The organism is Glycomyces buryatensis (assembly GCF_004912275.1).
In the GTDB taxonomy this organism is placed as follows: domain Bacteria; phylum Actinomycetota; class Actinomycetes; order Mycobacteriales; family Micromonosporaceae; genus Glycomyces; species Glycomyces buryatensis.
Map to the genome: position 1 here is coordinate 170,105 of NZ_STGY01000071.1, position 17,601 is coordinate 187,705.

At 66.7% G+C, this 17,601-nt stretch carries 17 protein-coding genes and 1 tRNA gene; 7 read left to right on the forward strand and 11 right to left on the reverse strand.

What is annotated here, in order from left to right:
* Positions 1-102: 102 nt before the first annotated feature.
* The 4 genes from FAB82_RS21290 (at position 103) to FAB82_RS21305 (ending at position 3,303) form a co-directional block, all read left to right on the forward strand.
* Positions 103-174: transfer RNA gene (locus FAB82_RS21290), tRNA-Val, on the forward strand.
* Between the two features lie 386 nt (positions 175-560).
* Positions 561-1,556, forward strand: a complete 996-nt coding sequence (locus tag FAB82_RS21295; RefSeq protein WP_136536557.1) for an NADP-dependent oxidoreductase — start codon at positions 561-563, stop codon at positions 1,554-1,556.
* A 50-nt stretch (positions 1,557-1,606) separates the two neighbouring features.
* On the forward strand, positions 1,607-2,476 hold the full coding sequence (locus FAB82_RS21300) for an alpha/beta fold hydrolase (protein ID WP_136536558.1): 870 nt from the start codon (positions 1,607-1,609) through the stop codon (positions 2,474-2,476).
* A 32-nt stretch (positions 2,477-2,508) separates the two neighbouring features.
* A complete protein-coding gene (locus tag FAB82_RS21305) occupies positions 2,509-3,303 on the forward strand; it encodes a strictosidine synthase (protein ID WP_136536559.1) in 795 nt (264 codons plus the stop codon).
* An 83-nt stretch (positions 3,304-3,386) separates the two neighbouring features.
* Here the strand turns inward: FAB82_RS21305 and FAB82_RS21310 are convergent, their stop codons facing one another.
* Positions 3,387-4,100, reverse strand: a complete 714-nt coding sequence (locus FAB82_RS21310; protein ID WP_136536560.1) for an SDR family oxidoreductase — start codon at positions 4,098-4,100, stop codon at positions 3,387-3,389.
* Positions 4,101-4,233: 133 nt separating this feature from the next.
* Between FAB82_RS21310 and FAB82_RS21315 the strand changes: the two genes are divergently transcribed.
* Positions 4,234-4,836 carry a TetR/AcrR family transcriptional regulator gene (locus FAB82_RS21315; RefSeq protein ID WP_136536561.1) on the forward strand — a complete coding sequence of 201 codons (603 nt, stop codon included), beginning with the start codon at positions 4,234-4,236 and terminating at the stop codon, positions 4,834-4,836.
* On the opposite strand, the gene FAB82_RS21320 is transcribed toward FAB82_RS21315, so the two are convergent.
* The 6 genes from FAB82_RS21320 to FAB82_RS21345 form a co-directional block, all read right to left on the reverse strand.
* Positions 4,825-5,103 carry a hypothetical protein gene (locus FAB82_RS21320; protein ID WP_136536562.1) on the reverse strand — a complete coding sequence of 93 codons (279 nt, stop codon included), beginning with the start codon at positions 5,101-5,103 and terminating at the stop codon, positions 4,825-4,827. The two genes, FAB82_RS21315 and FAB82_RS21320, sit on opposite strands and share 12 nt — an antisense overlap.
* Positions 5,104-5,253: 150 nt before the next feature.
* Positions 5,254-5,457, reverse strand: coding sequence for a hypothetical protein (locus FAB82_RS21325; protein WP_136536563.1), 204 nt, complete (start codon positions 5,455-5,457; stop codon positions 5,254-5,256).
* Positions 5,454-7,346, reverse strand: a complete 1,893-nt coding sequence (locus tag FAB82_RS21330; protein ID WP_211116743.1) for a glycosyltransferase — start codon at positions 7,344-7,346, stop codon at positions 5,454-5,456. The genes FAB82_RS21325 and FAB82_RS21330 overlap by 4 nt, the downstream gene beginning before the upstream one ends.
* Positions 7,347-8,126: 780 nt before the next feature.
* Positions 8,127-10,199 (reverse strand): HEAT repeat domain-containing protein, encoded by a 2,073-nt coding sequence (locus tag FAB82_RS21335; protein WP_136536564.1) that lies wholly within the window; start codon positions 10,197-10,199, stop codon positions 8,127-8,129.
* A gap of 219 nt (positions 10,200-10,418) precedes the next feature.
* A complete protein-coding gene (locus tag FAB82_RS21340; RefSeq protein ID WP_136536565.1) occupies positions 10,419-11,891 on the reverse strand; it encodes an MFS transporter in 1,473 nt (490 codons plus the stop codon).
* A 99-nt stretch (positions 11,892-11,990) separates the two neighbouring features.
* On the reverse strand, positions 11,991-12,779 hold the full coding sequence (locus tag FAB82_RS21345) for an alpha/beta fold hydrolase (RefSeq protein ID WP_136536566.1): 789 nt from the start codon (positions 12,777-12,779) through the stop codon (positions 11,991-11,993).
* Between the two features lie 97 nt (positions 12,780-12,876).
* On the opposite strand from FAB82_RS21345, the gene FAB82_RS21350 reads away from it, so the two are divergent.
* A complete protein-coding gene (locus tag FAB82_RS21350; RefSeq protein WP_136536567.1) occupies positions 12,877-13,383 on the forward strand; it encodes a MarR family winged helix-turn-helix transcriptional regulator in 507 nt (168 codons plus the stop codon).
* A 173-nt stretch (positions 13,384-13,556) separates the two neighbouring features.
* Here FAB82_RS21350 and FAB82_RS21355 read toward each other — a convergent pair whose 3' ends face one another.
* Genes FAB82_RS21355 through FAB82_RS21365 form a run of 3 tightly spaced genes read right to left on the reverse strand, consistent with a single transcriptional unit; the run spans position 13,557 to position 16,057 of the window.
* On the reverse strand, positions 13,557-14,780 hold the full coding sequence (locus FAB82_RS21355) for a sensor histidine kinase (RefSeq protein ID WP_136536568.1): 1,224 nt from the start codon (positions 14,778-14,780) through the stop codon (positions 13,557-13,559).
* The gene (cseB, locus tag FAB82_RS21360) at positions 14,777-15,475 is read right to left on the reverse strand and encodes a two-component system response regulator CseB (protein ID WP_136536569.1); all 699 of its coding nucleotides are present in this window, start codon (positions 15,473-15,475) and stop codon (positions 14,777-14,779) included. Before cseB ends, FAB82_RS21355 begins: the two co-directional genes overlap by 4 nt.
* 3 nt (positions 15,476-15,478) lie before the next feature.
* The gene (locus FAB82_RS21365; RefSeq protein WP_136536570.1) at positions 15,479-16,057 is read right to left on the reverse strand and encodes a hypothetical protein; all 579 of its coding nucleotides are present in this window, start codon (positions 16,055-16,057) and stop codon (positions 15,479-15,481) included.
* 113 nt (positions 16,058-16,170) lie between these two features.
* Between FAB82_RS21365 and FAB82_RS21370 the strand changes: the two genes are divergently transcribed.
* Positions 16,171-16,947, forward strand: a complete 777-nt coding sequence (locus FAB82_RS21370; protein WP_136536571.1) for a polysaccharide deacetylase family protein — start codon at positions 16,171-16,173, stop codon at positions 16,945-16,947.
* 35 nt (positions 16,948-16,982) lie between these two features.
* Here FAB82_RS21370 and FAB82_RS21375 read toward each other — a convergent pair whose 3' ends face one another.
* On the reverse strand, positions 16,983-17,534 hold the full coding sequence (locus FAB82_RS21375; protein WP_136536572.1) for a hypothetical protein: 552 nt from the start codon (positions 17,532-17,534) through the stop codon (positions 16,983-16,985).
* Between the last annotated feature and the right edge of the window lie 67 nt (positions 17,535-17,601).

The following is a 17,601-nucleotide window of genomic DNA, read 5'->3' on the forward strand; positions in this document are numbered from 1 at the left end:
TCCCCCATCCGAGACCCCAACCCGACCTCCCGTGACCCCGAGCACCAAAGCGCCCCCACAGCGCCCCCCACCAAAGCCTCCGGTAAAGTTCAACCCCGTCCCGGTCGATTAGCTCAGCGGGAGAGCACTCGCTTCACACGCGAGGGGTCACTGGTTCGATCCCAGTATCGACCACAAACAGACATTGAGTACATTAGGGATCTTCATGTTGAAGGTCCCTATTTTCTTGCCCAGCAAGGCATCTCGGGCCTGTCATGCCACAGTGGCGACAGCGATTCGCAGCACGGTCGAAACCTCACCTTTCGGAATGCCGGTGGTTCGAGGAGGGGCGGTCGTTCCGAGGAAACCTCGAGCGCCTCTTTTCTGCTGGGCGCGTTCGCGCCGCCTCATCAGCACCCGACCGGATCACATTGCGACCTCCTTGACATTCTTTCTGAGTGGAGTCATACTTGAGTCAGCTCGGAAATTTCGAGCAGCGTCAGAGCCAGAGACAAGACGGACAGGGATCTCCTCCGCCGGCTGGCTGCAGTCAACGACCAGAACAAGGAACAAGGAGCGACATGAAAGCGTTCGTCGTCAACAAATACAAGGACCCGCTGGAGCTCGCGGACGTCCCCGAGCCGGTCGTGGGTGAGCGGGACGTGCTCGTCCAGGTGCAGGCCGCCGGTCTCAACCCTCTCGACGAGAAACTCCGGATCGGCGAGTTCAAGACGATCCTGCCGTACCAGCTGCCGCTCGTCCTCGGCAATGACGTTGCCGGCACCGTCATCGGCGTCGGTTCCAAAGTGCGCGGGTTCAGGCCCGGCGACGAGGTGTACGCCCGGCCCAACGAGGACCGTATCGGGACTTTCGCCGAGCGCATCGCCGTCGCCGAGGACGACCTGGCCCTCAAACCGCGATCGGTCACCATGGAGGAAGCCGGTTCACTGCCGCTGGTCGCGCTGACCGCATGGCAGGCCCTCGTTGAGAAGGGGCACGTGCGCGCCGGGCAGAAGGTCCTCGTCCACGCCGGCGCCGGCGGCGTCGGGTCGATCGCGATCCAACTCGCCAAGCACCTGGGCGCCACGGTCGCCACCACGGCCAGCGCCGCCAACGCGGACTTCGTACGCGAGCTCGGCGCCGACATCGTGATCGACTACCGCACCCAGGACTTCGAGCAACTGCTGGGCGGTTACGACCTCGTACTGGACAGCCTCGGCGGGGAGAACCTCGAGAAGTCCCTGCGCGTACTGAAGCCCGGGGGCAAGGCGATCAGCATCGCAGGTCCTCCAGATGCGGCCGTCGCGCGCCAGCTCGGCGCCAACCCAGTAGTGCGTCTGGCCATCACCGCTATGAGCGCCGGGATTCGCCGCCGGGCCAGGAAGCTCGGCGTGACCTACGAGTTCCTGTTCATGCGCGCCAGCGGCGCACAGCTCGGCGAGATCACCGCCCTCATCGACAGCGGCGCGCTGCGCCCGATCGTCGGCAAGACCGCCTCCTTCGACCAGCTTCCCGAGGCCCTCGAGGCACTGGAGCGGGGCGGCATCCGAGGGAAAGTCGTCATCACCAAAGCCTGACCTGCCCAAACAACCATCACTAGCATCAGCCATATCTGGGGGGCACCATCATGAACACGAGCAACGACCAAAACCGTCCGGTCATCACGTCGTACGTCGAGGCGCCGACGAACACCATCACGGCCAATGGCGTCACCTTCGTCTACCGCGAGCTGGGGCCGAAGGGCGGGATCCCGGTCGTCTTCTTCGTCCATCTCGCCGCGACGCTCGACTACTGGGACCCGCAGATCGTCGACGCGATCGCCAAGGACCGCCATGTCATCACGTTCGACCAGCGCGGTGTGGGCGCCTCCACCGGCGAGGTGCCCGACAGCATCGAGGCGATGGCCGACGACGCCTACGCCTTCATCACCGCGCTCGGCTTCGACAAGATCGACGTCTTCTCCTTCTCCCTGGGCGGCTTCATCGCTCAAGCGCTCATCGCCGAGCACCCGGACCTGGTCCGAAGGCTGGTCCTCACCGGCACGGGTCCGAAAGGCGGCAAGGACATCGACAAGGTCGCCGGGGTGACCTACCGCGACGTCCTGAAGGCGACGCTGACGCGGTCGGATCCGCGGGAGTTCCTGTTCTTCAACCGCGACGCCCTCGGCAAGAGGGCCGCGAAGGCGTACGTCGAGCGGACGACGGGCTCGCGTACTGAGGTCCGCGACGCGCCGATGAAGGTGCAGGGGTTCCAGACGCAGCTCAAGGCCATCAAGAAGTGGGGCCGAGGCACGCCGCACGACCTCTCGAAGCTCACCCAGCCGACGCTGATCGCCAACGGCGACAACGACCGCATGGTGCCCTCGGTCCTGTCCGAGGACATGCAGCGGCGCATCAAGGACTCCGAACTGGTCATCTACCCGGACTCCGGGCACGGCGGCGTCTTCCAGCACCACCGGGAATTCGCGCCCGTGGCCGCCGCGTTCCTGAGCCGATGAGCGCCGCCCGAACCGACCGAGAGGAGGCGGCGATGTCCACGACGCCGGCCTTCACCAAGAAACCCTTCACCTCCTCGATCCTGCTGTGGGTGCGCGACGATCAGCCCCGGAAGCAGGGCATGGACCGCTGGAAGGGCCCGCACTCCGCGATCATCAGCGCCACACCGGGATTCGAGGAGTACCGGCAGATCCACCTGGCCGAGACCAACCCCGGCCTGTGGCCCGAGGTCGACGGTGTCGAGACCGCCATCCCCGCCGACCGCAGGATCGACGGGGTCGCCGAGGTCACCATGAAGTCGGTGTTCTCACCGCTCTTGGGCCGCGAGCAGACCAAGCTCGCCTTCCTTGATGAGGTGAACCTGTTCCGCCGCACCGTGCTCTTCGCCGGGCCGCCGTACTCGGCGCGCTGGTACGACCTCGCTGCACCGGGTGAGCGGGTGGGGGCGAGGGCCCTGGTCTATGTCAGGAAGCGAGAGGGTGTCGGCACCGGCGCCTTCCGGAGGATCCTCACCGACCGCCTCGTCCCCGCGCTCGCGAGCGCCGGCATGTTGAAGGAGCTGCGGACGCAAGCGTTCATGCCCTGGCGACGGGGCCTGTGGAACACGCCGAACGTCGCCCACGACAACCCGGCCGACAAGCAGTTCCACGCCTCGCTGATCCTGGGCTTCCCCGATACCGACGCACGTCACGCGTACTTTGCGGGCGATGCCGTCGCGAGACTGTCGGCCAGGCTCCCCGCGTTCGCCTCGGCGGTCCACGCCTATGAGGTGGAGCAGGCCCTCACCTTCGTTGCAGGCGGGAAGGCGCTGTCGAGGTACCTGGAATGAGTGGTCACGAGTGTCCACTATCGATCTTCACGGCAGAGCGGCGGCGAACGCGAAGCGTCCACCGCCGCTCGATCCGCCGCCGGTCAGGCGTTCGCGGCCTTCAGCTGCGGGTACATCGCCTCGATCGGGGCGCTGAGCGCGGCCTTCAGCTGCACGGAGGTCTCGTCGGCGAGCACTTCGCACTCGCCGGCCTCGAGTCCGTCGAAGACGCTCCGCACCAGATCTGCGGGTGCGGTCTTGGCATCGGCGACGCCCGCGGCCATCTGCGTGTCGACATAGCCGACGTGCACGCCGACCACGTGCACGCCTTGCGGAGCGAGTTCCAGGCGCAGCGAATTGGTGGCCGACCACAGTGCGGCCTTGGAGGCGCTGTAGATGCCGCCCACGGCGTACCAGCTCAGCGCCGAGTGGATGTCGATGATCGCCGCGTCCTCCTTGCCCGCCAGCACCGGTGCGAAGGCACGGGCGAGGAAAAGCGGGCCGAAGAAGTTCGTCTCGAGGTTCGCGCGGATCTCGTGATCGGTGTGGTTGAGGATGCCCACGCTGGCGGGAATGATCCCGGCGTTGTTGATCAGCACCGTCACGTCTCCGGCGGTCTTGACCGCGGCCTGGATGGACGCCGGGTCGGTGACGTCGAGGGCGAGCGGGACGATGCGCTCGTCGTCCCAGTCGCGGGGGTTGCGGGCGGTGGCATAGACCTTGCTGGCGCCGCGCGCGAGCGCGTCGTGAACGAAGTGGGTGCCGATGCCGCCGTTGGCCCCGGTCACGAGGACGACGGCTCCGTTGAGTGCGGTCATGATTGCTTGCCTTTCGGTCGACGTTCGGTTTCGCGTCGTCGTGGGAGAATGAACCGAGGCACTTCCGAGCCCACACAGTAACGACTAAACTCACAACTGATCGCAGTCAGATAATATTCCCGAAGGAGGCACTATGCCAACCGCCCCGCAACGGGTCGGGCGGCGTGAGCGGAACAAGCAGGAGAAGCTCGACCGCATCACGGCCGCCGCCAGCGAACTCTTCGCCGAGCACGGCGTCGACGAGGTCACCACCCAGCAGATCGCCGACAAGGCCGACATCGGCACCGGCACCTTGTTCCTCTACGCCAAGAACAAAGGCGAGCTGCTGCTCCTCGTCCAGAACTCCACCTACGCTGAAGCGCTCGTCGAAGGCAAGGCCGCCGCCGAGGAGGTCCCCGGCGTCCTCGATGCGGTGATGGCGATCATCGGCCCGGTCGTGGCGTGCAACCGCAAGCAGATCGACAACGGCCGCACCTACCTGCGGGAGATGGTCTTCGGCGACCCCGCCGAACCCCACCACCGCGAGGCCCTCTCGCTCACCGTCCAGACCGAGGAAGCATTCGCCGCCATCCTCCAGCGGGACCAGCGCATCGACGCCGAGACCGCGGCGACGCTCGCCCACGTCGCCTCCGCGGTCATGTTCATCAGCATGGCGGCCACCGTCAACATCGGGCGCACCGTCGACGAGATCCTCGACGAGATCCGAGGTCAGATCCAGGCTCTCCTACCGCGCTGATGCGCATCGCGATAGGATGCGCTCCGCCTCGTCTTCGGCGTAGACCAATGTGAGAGCGTTCTGGACGCCTGGTTCGAGGATCTCCTCGGCGAGCTCTCGGTCGGCCAGAGCACGGGAGAGCTGCAGCGTCCCAATCATTCCGGCGTAGATGCTGAGCACCTTCGCGCGTGCCGACTGCGGGTCGTGCGGCGCCAGGCGGACAGCGAACGCTTCGATGAACGCGAGCATGAGAAGTTCGGCGACCCCGAGCCAGTCCGCGTCCCGCACAAGAAACCCAAGGGCGGCCGTCTCACCGTTGTCAACGAAGCACTCGATGCACGACTTATTGAGCGTGGTCGGCAGGCATGCTCGCCGTGAAATCGATGGCTGCTGGACACCGCTCGCGGCCAGGCTGGCACTTCCCCGAAGCGCGTTGCATCAGGCCGGCTCGTCCGGGTGGATGCTGCGCGTCTCGGCTCGCCGGTCTCGACCGCGCCATGCGATTCGGGGTACCGGCAGGATCTTCACGACCGTGAGCCCGAGGTAGAGCACGCTGTTGATGGCGACGAACGACGCGAGCAGAGCGAACGCGTCGGTGTGAAGGACCTCGACGGGGAGGATGTTCCCGGAGCGGGCGATCATGCCGCTACCTCCTCTCGATGGGCAGCCTTGGCCGTGCGGTCGTGGCCCCAGGTGGCACTGCGACCGAAGACCATGTCGCCCACGCCCTTGAGGAACACCACTTCGATGTACAGGTCGTAGACCAGCTCTGGAAGGACCATGGCTGCGAGTAGGCGCGCGCGCCAGCCGCCGCGCCACACCGTCACGATGCGCTCGATCGCGAACACCATGCTGAGACAGCCCCAGAACGGGAACCAGACCCATGAGTCGATCGCCATCACCGTGATTCCCATGAGCGAAAAGTACGATGCGAGCGCGACAGCCGAGTAGCCGATGCCGATCTGCTGTGCCCAGTACCGTGTCGTGGTCGGTGTGACACCGTACGCGCTGAGGTTCTCAAGCGCGCCGCGCTGCCAGCGCAGGCGCTGCCGCCACAGCTGTCGCCAGGTGGGCATCAGCTCGGTGATGACGGTGCACTCGTGCGGCGAGATCATGAGACCGCCGAGCGACTTGATCGCGAGGGTGAGCTCGTTGTCCTCCGTCAAAGCGATCGTGTCGTAGACGTCGCCGTGCACGCCCGGAAGGAGCGTGCCGCGGGACTCGGCGACCGCGCGCAGTGCGGCGGGTCGGAACACCGACGCCGTTCCACTCAGCACGAAGACACGACCGCGGCGGCGCTTGATCTCCCTGGTATACCGCGTGTACTCGTTGCGCTGGAACTGACCGAGCAGGCCGTGCCCCTGCTCACCGAGGAACAGGCCGCCGATGGCCATCATCGCCCGGTCGTCGGTCATGCGGCGGACGGCCGATTCGATGAACTTGTCGGACGCGAAATATGTGTCGGCATCCATGACCATGACCACGTCATTCGGCCCGAAAGTAGGCAACATGCCGGCGATCGCCTGGTTGAGGGCACCGGCCTTCTTCTCCCGGTTGTCGACGGGGAAGAACACCTCGACGCCGGCGGAGCGGGCGATGTCAGGCGTCGTATCGGTGCAGTTGTCGGCGACGACGACGATCCGGTCGGGTGCGACCGTTTGCTGCGCCAGTGAAGCCAGCGTCGCAGGAAGCCGCTTCTCTTCGTTATGCGCCGGGATGAAGACTGTCATGGTCACGTCACCGTCGAACCTCCCGCGTGTATCCGCCATGATTTGGCGTGGTGAGAGTGGCAGCTCCGTGGTCTTGGGAGGTGTGCGGCGAGCCGCAGTGGCCACCCGCCTCTCGTAGACTGCGATTCCAACCCCGGCCATGGCAGCCAACAGCAAAGCGCCTACGACGAGCTCGACTGCCGGGCCGTGCAGGTCGTAGCGGATGGTCAGACCGAGAATCTCAATGGACTCCGGTTGCGACAACCTGCGCGGCACCGTCAGCCAGGTGATCGCGAGCACTGACACGGCCATGGTCAAAGCCAATATGACAATGCCAAGTCCCGTGAAACGTTTCATATCGACGCCGACTGCTCTGGTGCCGAGGAGTCCGATCAACAGCCATGCGGCCAAGGCGAAGACCCACCAGGGCAGTTCGAGGCCGATGTGGGCGAGCACGTCCGCGGCGGTCAGACCGAGCAGCCCGAAGAGGCTGAGCTGCAGAGCGCAGCATGAGATGGCGGCCCAGGCGACGGCGACGCCTGGGATGCGGCCCAGTCCACGGGCGATGAGGGCGTAGAAGGCGCCGTTGTTGATGTGGCGGGCCATGGTGGGGTAGCCGACGCTGAACACGGCCAGGCAGACGGCGATGACGATGTATCCGAGTGCGATGCCGTTCTGGCCGGCGAGTGCGAGCATGACGCCGACGCCGGCGGCGATGACCGTCAGCGGTGTGGCGGCGGTGAGCGAGAAGTGCAGGAGGCTCACTGTGCTGAGCTTGTTGCGCGCGAGCGCGGTCTTGTCGGGACTGGGTTGGGTGGACATGGGTTCGGTGACTCCTCCTCGGTCAGGTAATCCGGTTGGAAACCGCCGGTGATGGCGGTCCCGGCGATCGCCGCGGCCAGGTGCCCCATGAGGACCTGGAACGATGCGGCGAGCGTCTGCCGGGCGGCGGTCCTCGCGAATGGGCGTAGTGGTCGGGGATCTTGGGAGAGCGGCCCGGTCAGGCCGACGGCCCCGGTCAGTCCCATCAGGAACAGGTAGGGGTTTCTCGCGGTGTGGAGCGAGTCGAGGGCGCGGCGCAGATTCACCAAGGGGGGTATCGGCGATGCGAGCGTCGGCCGGAATGAGGCGGACCTGCTTGTGGCGGCGCCTGCTGGAACGGCGTTCGCTGCGGACCGGGAGCCCGTCGGCGACCTTGCCTTCGGCACAGATGTCGTATATGTCGCGTCACATAGCCAACCTAAAGCACTACACAGCAGTGATCAAGGCCTTGATCATGACAAACTCTTCCGAATATACGCAAGATGGAAAATTAGCGCAAATAGTCTAATTCGGACTATGCCCCACTCTTCAGGTCAGGTAGCTGCTGCGGCTTGCAGCTGGCGCCTCACCGATCCGCTCGCACTGCGCCGCATCGAACTGCGCATCGCCCTCAGCAACCGATACCACCGCCGGAATCCCGCCGAGCCGCCAGCAGTCCGCGGTTCGTCAAGCAAGCTGAAACGGTCGAGCACGCCGCAACGACGTCCTCGAACCGTTGAGTCCAGGCGAGACACCGGAGAGCGAGACGATCGAACGCCTGCTGGCCGTCGGCGGCAGAGGTCAGCCGTCCGTGAACCGGTCCGCGACAGCCCGGCAATGCCCCAGAACCATCTCGTCGTCGCGCAGCGACGCGACGTCGCCACGGTGGTTGTTCGCAAGCTCAGCGCGGATGCGCTCCAACGCGAGACGGGCGTCATCACCCATGCGGTCAAGCAACGGTGCGACAACGCGACCGGTTACCGCGTTCCGGTTCCAAGCCGCGAGAAGCACGCCGAGGACTGCTTCGGTCTCAGTTTCACCGCCGATCGCCCACACTGCGGCGGCAGCACTGACCCGGACCCACTCATACGAATGTCCCATGAGTTCCCTCAGACGGGGCAGCGCCGCGGCCGCGTCAGGACCGAACTCCGTGAGGAGCGAAGCGCCGTCGTTGATGGCGAACCATGCGGACGCGTCCAGGAGGTTGAGCGCGAGCTTCACGGTGGCGTCTTGGTCACCGGAGATGCGCCACCAGGCTTTCACTGCGGCCGCTTGGATGTGCAGATTGGCCGAGCCGGTGAGGGCCCAGACCGCGTCGGCTGCCGGGCCGGCGGCCGGCCCGAGAGCGGCCAAGGCGTTCAATGCCGCCGGCGCCGCGGTTGGCACGTCGTTTCCGCTGTTTGTGGCGGTCGCGGCCGTGAGCGCATCCATGATGGGCCCGATCGTGCCCGGGTCGCCGAGCTTCCCGAGCGCAGACAAGGCCGCGTTCACTCTCATGGTGTCACGCCTGGAACCCGGATTGAGACTGGCGAGATAAGCGGCAATCCGGGGAGCGAGCACGCCGGTGGCCTCGGAAAGACCTCCGGCGACCTGGACTCCTTTCCACGTGTCGACGCCCGAATCCAACGCCTCCACCAAGTACGGGACCGCACGCACGTCACCAAGTTTCGCGAGCGCAAGCACTGCTTCCTGGAACGGCTCTCGCAGCTCGTCGTCGGCCACATGCCATGCCGCCGCCAAGGGCTCGCCGGCGAGCGACGCCACATAGGTGCCCAGTCCGTCCGCTGCGGCGCCGGCGACCGGCGCGCACGCCCCGAGAGCGCCGGCGGCACGCGCGGGGACCGGGCCGATGCCGTGCAGCAGATCGGCGAGCGCATCGACGAGAGCCGCATGGTCGCCGCGCCAAGCGGTGATGAGGCCCTGGGCGTCACGAATACCGTCGAGCCGGACTGCATCATCCACGTGGGAGAGTTGGGCCCGGATCAGCACGGCCCGGTCGGCGAGCCGGTCACCCAAGGCGCCATGGAGCACACCCAGGAGTTTCGTCACGACGGTCGTTTCGGCTACTGCCCGATCCATGTCGGCGAACGCTGCGACCACCTCCGGCGGCACGCCGCCGTTCGCTGACTGCGACGTTGCGGCCGCGGGCTCGACCGGAGCGACGCGAACCTCCGCGAGGAAGCCGACGCCTCGTTCCACCAGGCCGTCATCAATACGGTCCGGAGCAACCTGGGCGCTGTAGGCGAGCGCCGAGAACCGCAACACCGGATGTGCGGCACCTTTATGAGCCACGGAGCCGAACCACTCCCACGCTGCGATCCCCATCGTCTCCGATCGCGCCGCAAGACCCGCCATCGCCGCCACGATCGCAAGACGAACCTGGACGTCCGCATCCTCACCGAACCGAGCCCGCAAGAACGCACCCGCAGCCACCGCATCCTCCATGCACCACGCGAACGCCCCCACCGCGGCCTCGCGCAGGCCCGGGTCCGAATCGGACGCGAACCGTTCGAACACCGCCGCGCGCTCGCGCAGCACTGCTACCGCCTGCGCACCGGCGTCAGTGTCGCTCCCGTACCCGCGCCCGGCCTGCTCGACCGCGGACTCCCCGATCGACACGAGCAGCCTCACCACTGCCGAACGATCCCCGGTGCCCGGGTCCTCAGCGACGTCGACCAGGAACGGGAGCGCCGCCACCGTCGAGTCGTACACGCTGCCCTGATGATGGACCGTCGAATAGCACTCGTCCAGTGCCCGTCGGCGCACCGCGGGATCCTCCGATCGCAACGACACAAGCAAGGCCGGTACCTCCTGAGCGGAACCGTAGGCGTGCTGCAGAGCGGACCAGTCGATATCGTTGAGACCGTTGAACATGCAGGTCATCATCTCATCCCGCACCTACGACGAAGACTGCCCGGAATGGCGCCGATGAGGTCTCTGAGCCGGGTGAGTGAGGCTCTGACCTGCCGGGATCAAAAAACTCGCTAAGCCGGTCGGCGATCGCCGACCGGCTTAGCGTTTGGTGATGATCACCCGCTGCATCCTCACACTTCGCGACTCGCGACCGTGAGGACACCGCCGAGATGGTGGCCGTTATCCGCTCACCGTCGCCTCCGGGGTCAGTTCCTCCTGGTTCGGCTGCTCCGTGGCGGTCACGGTACGGCGCATCATGGTCAGCGCCACCACGACCGCCATGGCGGCAAGGACGACGGCAGTGATGAACGCCAGACGGTAGCCGTGGACCTCGGCGTCGAGGGCCGCGGCCCCGTCGTCCAATGCGGAGGCATTGCCCCACACCACGACCGAGGACAGCAGCGCCACTCCGATCGGGGCGCCGATCATGAAGGTGGATTCCTTGACCCCGGAGGCTGCTCCAGCGTCGGACGCGGGCACCCCGGTCAGGGCCGCGATGGATGCCGCCACAATGCCCACCCCGAAGGCCAGTCCGATGATCAGCACCGGTACTAGCACTACCGCCAGCAGCCCGGAGTCGGGACTGACGCGCAGCAGCAGCGCGATGGCGACCGCGATGGCGCCGGTTCCGATCGCGGTCAGTGTGCCGGATGCGAACCGGGCGGTGAGGCGCTGGCCGAATTGGGCGCCGACGATGCTGCCTGCGGCCGGGGCCAGCATGAGCAGCCCAAACTCAGTGGCGGAGTAGTCGAGCATGCCTTGCACATAGAGCGTGACGACGAACCAGGTGCCGTTGATGGTCATGCCCATGAGCAGCAGCACCAGGTTGCCGCCGGACAGGACCGGATTGGCGAACAGCCGCAGCGGCACCAACGGCTGCGACACCCGGGTCTCGATCACAATGAAGGCGACGGCCAGGACCGCGAAGGCGGCCAGCGGGACCAGTACCTGCGGGTGGCCCCAGCCAGTCTGCGGCACTTCGGAGATCCCGTAGACCAGCGCGGCCAGCGCGGCGGTGGCGGTGATCGCGCCGCCCACGTCGAAGGCGCGACGGCCGCCAGGGGCACCGTCTCGTTCCATCAACCGAAGCACCGCGACGGTGACGACGACGCCAACCGGGATGTTGATGAAGAAGATCCAGCCCCACCCGGGGCCGTCGATCAGCGGGCCGCCGAGGACGAAGCCACTGATGCCGCCCAGCCCGCCGACGCTGGCCCACATGCCCAAGGCCTTATTGCGCACCGGCCCTTCGGCGAAGGTGACCATCAGGATCGACAGTGCGGCGGGCATGACGACTGCCGCGCCCGCGCCCTGAACGATGCGGGCGGTGATCAGTACCTCGGCGGTCCAGGCGATACCGCACAGCCATGAGGCGGCGGTGAAGACCGCCAACCCTGCCAGGAAGACGCGGCGCCGGCCGAAGTGATCGGCCAGGCGTCCGCCCAGCATGGTCAGCCCGCCCAGAGCCAAGGTGTAGCCGGTGACCACCCATTGCAGTCCGGCGGGACTGAAGTCAAGTTCGGCCTGTATGGACGGCAGCGCGGTGATGACTGTGGCGGTGTCGACGACTACCAGGAAGGCGACACTGCTCAGCAGGGCCAGTACTGTCCACTGCCGAGTCGTCAGCCGGGGTGCGGTGTCGGTGGCGTTCATCGTTCTCCTTCTGTGGGATTTGTGTGGGGTGTCGGCGCGGCGTCCAGCCGGTTCGCGGATTGTTCGCTCACGTCCGCCGAGCCTGGGATGGTGAACGAATCACGTCGCGCTGAAGAACTCGTCCGCGATCTTGATGACGGCACTGGGATCGACGAACCAATCCATGTGGCCGTCGTCCGGCAATTCGATGTACTGGCTGCCTTGAATCGCCTCAGTGAGCCGGTGCGAGCCCTCGACGGGGATCATGTTGTCGCGGCCGAGACCCACGACCATGGTCGGCGCGGTGATGTTCGGCAGGTGATCGAGGATGTCGACCTGCGCGCCGGCATCGATTTGGCGGCTGATGCTCGGCGGCGGCCACTCATCGGCCAAGGAGGCAGCCAGGCCTTCGTGTCCGAAAAGGTCAAGGGTGGTCGGGCTGAACCCGGTCAGTGCGCTGAAGCGCTTGAGTGCCTCGCGGTCGAGGTCGAGGAGCCTGCGCCAAGTGTCGAAATAGTACTTGTTCCGCGGGGTACTGGAGTCGGTCCAGCCCGCGAGCAGGATCAGCCTGCGCACCAGTTCCGGGCGGGTGGCGGCGACCACGGCCGACACCACGGCCCCGAGGGAGAAGCCGAGCAGGTCGACCGGGCCGTCCGCGCCATCCTCGATGGCGGCGGCGACCTGGTCGGCCAACTCCTCGATGCTCAGCTGTCCGCCGGAGTCGGTGGTCTCCCCGCTGCCGCTGAGGTTGGGGCGGATGACCGTACGAGTGGCGGCGAAGTGACCCACGACGTTTCCGAAGACCTTCTCGGCGTCACCGCCGACGCCGTGGACGAGGGCGACGGCGGGCCCTCCGGTCCCGTCCAGCAGGTAGTGGACCCGTGCGTCTGATGTCGCGGTAAATGGCATGACCTCTCCTAGAGTCTCGAGTCGTACTGTTATATTCAATGTTGAAATAACTGTAGCAAATTACGTTCAGCGTTAAAATATCTTGGGGTTGAAATACATGTCACAAGAACCGCCGGACTCCGTTGACGTGGTCCTGTCGTCCTGGGCTCGCGAGCGTCCAGACCTCGAGCTGTGGCCGCTGTCCGTGGTCGCCCGCATCATGCGCTTCTCGCGGCACCTCGAACGCGAACTCAAGGAGTTCCTCGATCGCCACAATCTCGAACCCGGTGAATTCGACCTCCTCACCACGCTCCGCCGCACCGGGCAGGAAGAAGGCCTGACCGCCGGAGCCTTCCGCCGATCCACTCTGGTCACCGCCGGCGCAATCACCAACCGGATCGACAAGTTGACCGAGAAGGGCCTGGTCACCCGTACCCACGACACCGTCGACCGCCGCGTCGTTCGCATCACCCTCACCGACCGCGGCAGAACGTTGATAGACACGCTGCTCCCCGAGCACCTGGCCAACTACGCGAAACTGTTGCGCCCACTTCACCGCGAGGAGGCAGAAGTGCTCGCCGACACTCTCCGCTCAATCCTCCGGCAGTATGGAGACACTCCATAAGCGATCAGGGCCGGGAGAGCCACCGGATCGTCCTGCGCGGATCCCGCCATCGCCGCTCGGCGACCGCCGCGCCGTCTTCGGTGGAACGTCGATGGAGCCCAGGGGCAGTTCGTCGCGATAGCTCCTCGGGGCGACCCAGCGGCTCCCTGCACCACCCAGTCAACGAGCTCGCTTCAGATGGTTCCGGAGGGCTTCAATGCCAGGTCCAGAGTGGCGAGTGCTCCCCCGCCTGGAGGATTTGCGAACTCGAGTCGGGCGCCGAGCACCCGGGCCTGACCGAGGGCGATGGTGAGTCCCAAGCCGTGCCCGCCGGTTTGCCCCGGGCCCATGCGGAACCGGATCGGCCCGTCGTGGAGCACGGTCTCGGGGAAACCGGGGCCGTGGTCGCGGACGCTGATGCGGGGGCCGTCGATCTCGACCAGCACCGGTGGAGCACCGTGCCTGACCGCGTTGGCGACCAGGTTGACCAGAATCCGCTCGAGCCTGCGGGGATCGGTTTCGAGGACCGCGTCGGCGACGACGCGCACCTCAACCCCCGGCCCGTAGGCGGACACGCGACGAGCGGTGAACTCGGCGAGGGCCACTTCGGACAGCTCGGCGCGTTCGTTGTCCGTGTCCAGCCGTGCCACCTCGAGGACGTCCTCGACCAGGGCACGCAGCGCGCCGACGCGGTCGCGAACCAGCTCGGAGGGACGACCGGGCGGCAGCAGTTCGGCCGCCGTAGTCAGCCCGGTGAGCGGGGTTCGAAGTTCGTGGGCGATATCGGCGGTGACCCGCCGCTCGGCCTCCAGCCTGGCCTGCAGGGCGTCGGCCATGGCGTCGATCGCCTGCGCCAGTTCGGCGGCCTCGTCGCGAGACCTGCCGCCGATGGCGGCGCTCACCCGGGCGGAGCGGTCGCCGTCGGCTACCCGGCCCGCGGCTGAGGCGGCCCGGCGCAACCGTTTCGACAGGCTCGCGCCGATCAGGACCCCGGAGCCCGCGCCGGCCATGACGACCGCGGCCGCGCCGGCCACCAGCACCCGGTCCAGCGAGGCGAGCGAATCGAGACGCCCCTGGTAGGAGTCCCGCAATGACAGAATCCGCCCGTCGCCGACCGGCTCCGCCGCCCAGACGTAGGAACCGTCCGCGGTGTCCTCGATCAGGGTCGCCTTCTGGCCGTCCTCGACCGCTGCCCGCAGGTCGCGGGGCAGATCCGGGTCGTCCAGGGTGCCGCCGAGCGAGGGCTGCCCCGTGCGGGAGAACTCCCGCATCACCAGGTCGATCCGCTCCTGCTGGACTTCGCGGGCCTCGTCGGCAAGGCGGTAGGCGAAGGCGAAGTGCACGATCACGCTGAGCGCCACCGCGACGAGGACGCTCACCACGGTGATCGTCGCGGTGATCTTCCAGCGCAGGCTCATCGGACCTCGCCGATGAGCTTGTAGCCGAAACCGCGCACGGTCGCAATGAGGTCGGTGCCGATCTTGTTCCGCAGGCGCTGGACATGCACGTCCACAACTCGGCTGTCGCCGCCCCACTGGTAATTCCAGACGCTCTCCAGGAGGATGTCGCGGCTGAGCACGGTGCCCGGCGATTCGGCGAACCGCAGCAGCAGCCGCATCTCGGTCGGGGTGAGCGCCACGGGCTCGCCGCCGCGCACCACCCGCACGCCGTCCGGGTCGATCTCCAACTCTCCGAACCGCAGCGGCTCCGTCTTCTCGTCGCCGACCGGTGGAGGTGCGGCCTCCGTGCGGCGCAGCGCCGCCCGGATGCGGGCGGTCAACACGGCGCTGTCGAAGGGTTTGGTGACGTAGTCGTCGGCGCCGGCCTCCAAACCGACCACGACGTCGACCGGGTCGTCGCGGGCCGACAGCATGATCACCGGGATGAGACTGTCCTCGCGGATGCGGCGGCACAGGCTGACCCCGTTCATCCCCGGCAGCATCACATCGAGCAGCGCCACGTCCGGGCGCAGGCTGCGGAACGCCTCCAGACCCGCCCTGCCGTCCGCGGCGACGGAGACCCGGAATCCGTCGCGCTCCAGACTCAGCTGCGTGGCCTCCCGGATCACGTCGTCGTCCTCGACGAACAACACGTGCGTCGCCGTCTCGTCCATCCGTCATTCACCTCCCGGCACGAACTCGTCGCCGTCCCAGATCAGGGGCATCGAGTCCAGACCGGTCGGACAATCGGTCTCATCGCCGGGCTCCCAGACCGACCACTCCAGGGTGAACTCGCCGTCGACCACCGCGATGCTGCTGGTGGTCTCCTCGGCGGCGTAGACCTGCTCGGTCCCGTCCTCTCCCAGCCGGTAGATGTAGCTGGCGTAGCCGCTGGCGCAGAGGTTCGGCTCGGTGCAGCCGAGGACGTCGATGACGGCGACCTGGATGTCGGTTCCGGCGATGGTGGCATAGACCGTATCCACCGGAAACCAGCTTCCGCTCTCGTAGAAGCAGGGCTGAGCGAACAAGTCCTTGATGTCCTGGCGCACGTCGGGGTCCTCGCGCAGGACCTCGATCGGGTCGAGACTGAACGCCTCGCCTTCGGCCGTGTCAGTCTGCGAGTCGGGCGCGGGACTGGTCGTGGCGTCCCCGCCGTCCCCGGTTACCTGGACCCCGGCGCCCGCAATGCCGCAACCGCCGGCCGCGACCAACGCGAATGCGGTACCGCCCGCGACAAACCATCTTCTGACCTGCACTTCGGCCATGCTACCGGCGATGCGTCCGCTGTTACCGAACCGATGGATTTCCGCCGGAAGACCGCGGCAATGAATAGGGAGGACCGAGAAACGGCGCGCATAGCGTCCCTCTCATGAATCGCGACAGAACTTCGAGACGCCGCTTCCTGCTTCTGAGCTCCTCCCTGCTCGGCACCGGACTGTTCGGGGCCGCCGCATGCGGGGCCACCTCTGCGGCGAAGACCGCTACAACCGAAACCGCCCGCGACGCCGGGACCGAGTCCTCGCCGAAGCAGGCTCCCCGCAAGACCGCGACCGAGTCCGACGCGTCGACCACCATCGACAAAGTGACCTACAAAGTGGACACGGACGATCCCGTCGTCTTCCTCACCATCGACGATGGCGTCACGCGTGACCCGGACATGGCCGACATCCTCGAGGAGAACGACCTCAAAGCCACCCTGTTCCTCACCGACCAGTACGTGCGCCAGGACCCCGACTTCTTCCGGGGTCTCCGCGACCGCACCGGGTCCCGAATCGAGAACCACACGCTCGACCATCCCGATCTCTCCACCAAGTCCTTCGACGAACAGCTGCGGCAGATCGGCGAAACCTCCGACCACTACCAGCAGGTATTCGGCCACCGCCCCACACTCATGCGGCCCCCGTACGGCAACTTCAACGACGACACGCTGCGCGCCGCGCAAGAGTCCGGCGTGAAACACGTCGTGCACTGGACCGCCGTCATCGACCAGGGCGCCATCCAATTCGCCGCGGACGACCACCTGACCTCAGGGGACATCGTCCTGATGCACTTCACCGAGCACTTCCGCGAAGACGTCGAACGCTTCGTCGCGGAGGCGCAGCAATCCGGCCTGGAACCCGCGCTCCTGGAGGGCTACCTGAACTGACGCCGATTTCCGCTCCGCTCCTGCGCCCGAACCGTCTACACCGACGCGTTGTGGACGGTCTGGAACTCTCCGACAGCGGCCTCCAGGTCCCCCTCGGCGCCGATCCGATCGAGGAACAACGGGAACCGGTCAGCGGCCTGGTCGAGCCAGATCGTCATGGACGGACGCCGCGCGATGAACGCCTCGATATTCGTATTGACGGTCTCCACGTAGTCGCGGCAGACCTCGATACGGCGCTCCTCGGGCCATTCGGCCCCGCGCTGGAGCATGCCGTGAGCGTAGGCGCGAATGATCGACGCCTTCTGCGGGCCGCCCCAACGTCGCAGAAAGCTCTGCGCGACCGCTTCGGGATCACGACGCAGGTGGACGTACAGGACCTCGGTGCCGTCATATTCCCGGGCGAGACGCCCCAGGAACCAGGTCAGGCGGTTGTCGACCTCGATGTGCTCGTCAGGGAACGCGAACCGCTCATCCCCCACCAGCTTGTACCTCGACTCGTGGCCCGCCGAGAAGTTCGACAGGTACCCGCAGGCGGTCGAGAACGTCACCGAGCCGCACCGGCCCGTAGAGAGAACGAAAACACGCATCCACCGATGCTACGACCACCACGAAGTGGGACTGTTCATCTAACGGTGTTACTGGCCTGTAGTTATC

What these genes read in the sequence shown, in the direction of transcription:
- FAB82_RS21295 (WP_136536557.1), top strand. Translation starts at nt 561, where the DNA reads ATGAAAGCGTTCGTCGTCAACAAATACAAGGACCCGCTGGAGCTCGCG.
- FAB82_RS21300 (WP_136536558.1), top strand. Translation starts at nt 1,607, where the DNA reads ATGAACACGAGCAACGACCAAAACCGTCCGGTCATCACGTCGTACGTC.
- FAB82_RS21305 (WP_136536559.1), top strand. Translation starts at nt 2,509, where the DNA reads ATGTCCACGACGCCGGCCTTCACCAAGAAACCCTTCACCTCCTCGATC.
- FAB82_RS21310 (WP_136536560.1), bottom strand. Translation starts at nt 4,100, where the DNA reads ATGACCGCACTCAACGGAGCCGTCGTCCTCGTGACCGGGGCCAACGGC.
- FAB82_RS21315 (WP_136536561.1), top strand. Translation starts at nt 4,234, where the DNA reads ATGCCAACCGCCCCGCAACGGGTCGGGCGGCGTGAGCGGAACAAGCAG.
- FAB82_RS21325 (WP_136536563.1), bottom strand. Translation starts at nt 5,457, where the DNA reads ATGATCGCCCGCTCCGGGAACATCCTCCCCGTCGAGGTCCTTCACACC.
- FAB82_RS21330 (WP_211116743.1), bottom strand. Translation starts at nt 7,346, where the DNA reads ATGTCCACCCAACCCAGTCCCGACAAGACCGCGCTCGCGCGCAACAAG.
- FAB82_RS21335 (WP_136536564.1), bottom strand. Translation starts at nt 10,199, where the DNA reads ATGTTCAACGGTCTCAACGATATCGACTGGTCCGCTCTGCAGCACGCC.
- FAB82_RS21340 (WP_136536565.1), bottom strand. Translation starts at nt 11,891, where the DNA reads ATGAACGCCACCGACACCGCACCCCGGCTGACGACTCGGCAGTGGACA.
- FAB82_RS21345 (WP_136536566.1), bottom strand. Translation starts at nt 12,779, where the DNA reads ATGCCATTTACCGCGACATCAGACGCACGGGTCCACTACCTGCTGGAC.
- FAB82_RS21350 (WP_136536567.1), top strand. Translation starts at nt 12,877, where the DNA reads ATGTCACAAGAACCGCCGGACTCCGTTGACGTGGTCCTGTCGTCCTGG.
- FAB82_RS21355 (WP_136536568.1), bottom strand. Translation starts at nt 14,780, where the DNA reads ATGAGCCTGCGCTGGAAGATCACCGCGACGATCACCGTGGTGAGCGTC.
- cseB (WP_136536569.1), bottom strand. Translation starts at nt 15,475, where the DNA reads ATGGACGAGACGGCGACGCACGTGTTGTTCGTCGAGGACGACGACGTG.
- FAB82_RS21370 (WP_136536571.1), top strand. Translation starts at nt 16,171, where the DNA reads ATGAATCGCGACAGAACTTCGAGACGCCGCTTCCTGCTTCTGAGCTCC.
- FAB82_RS21375 (WP_136536572.1), bottom strand. Translation starts at nt 17,534, where the DNA reads ATGCGTGTTTTCGTTCTCTCTACGGGCCGGTGCGGCTCGGTGACGTTC.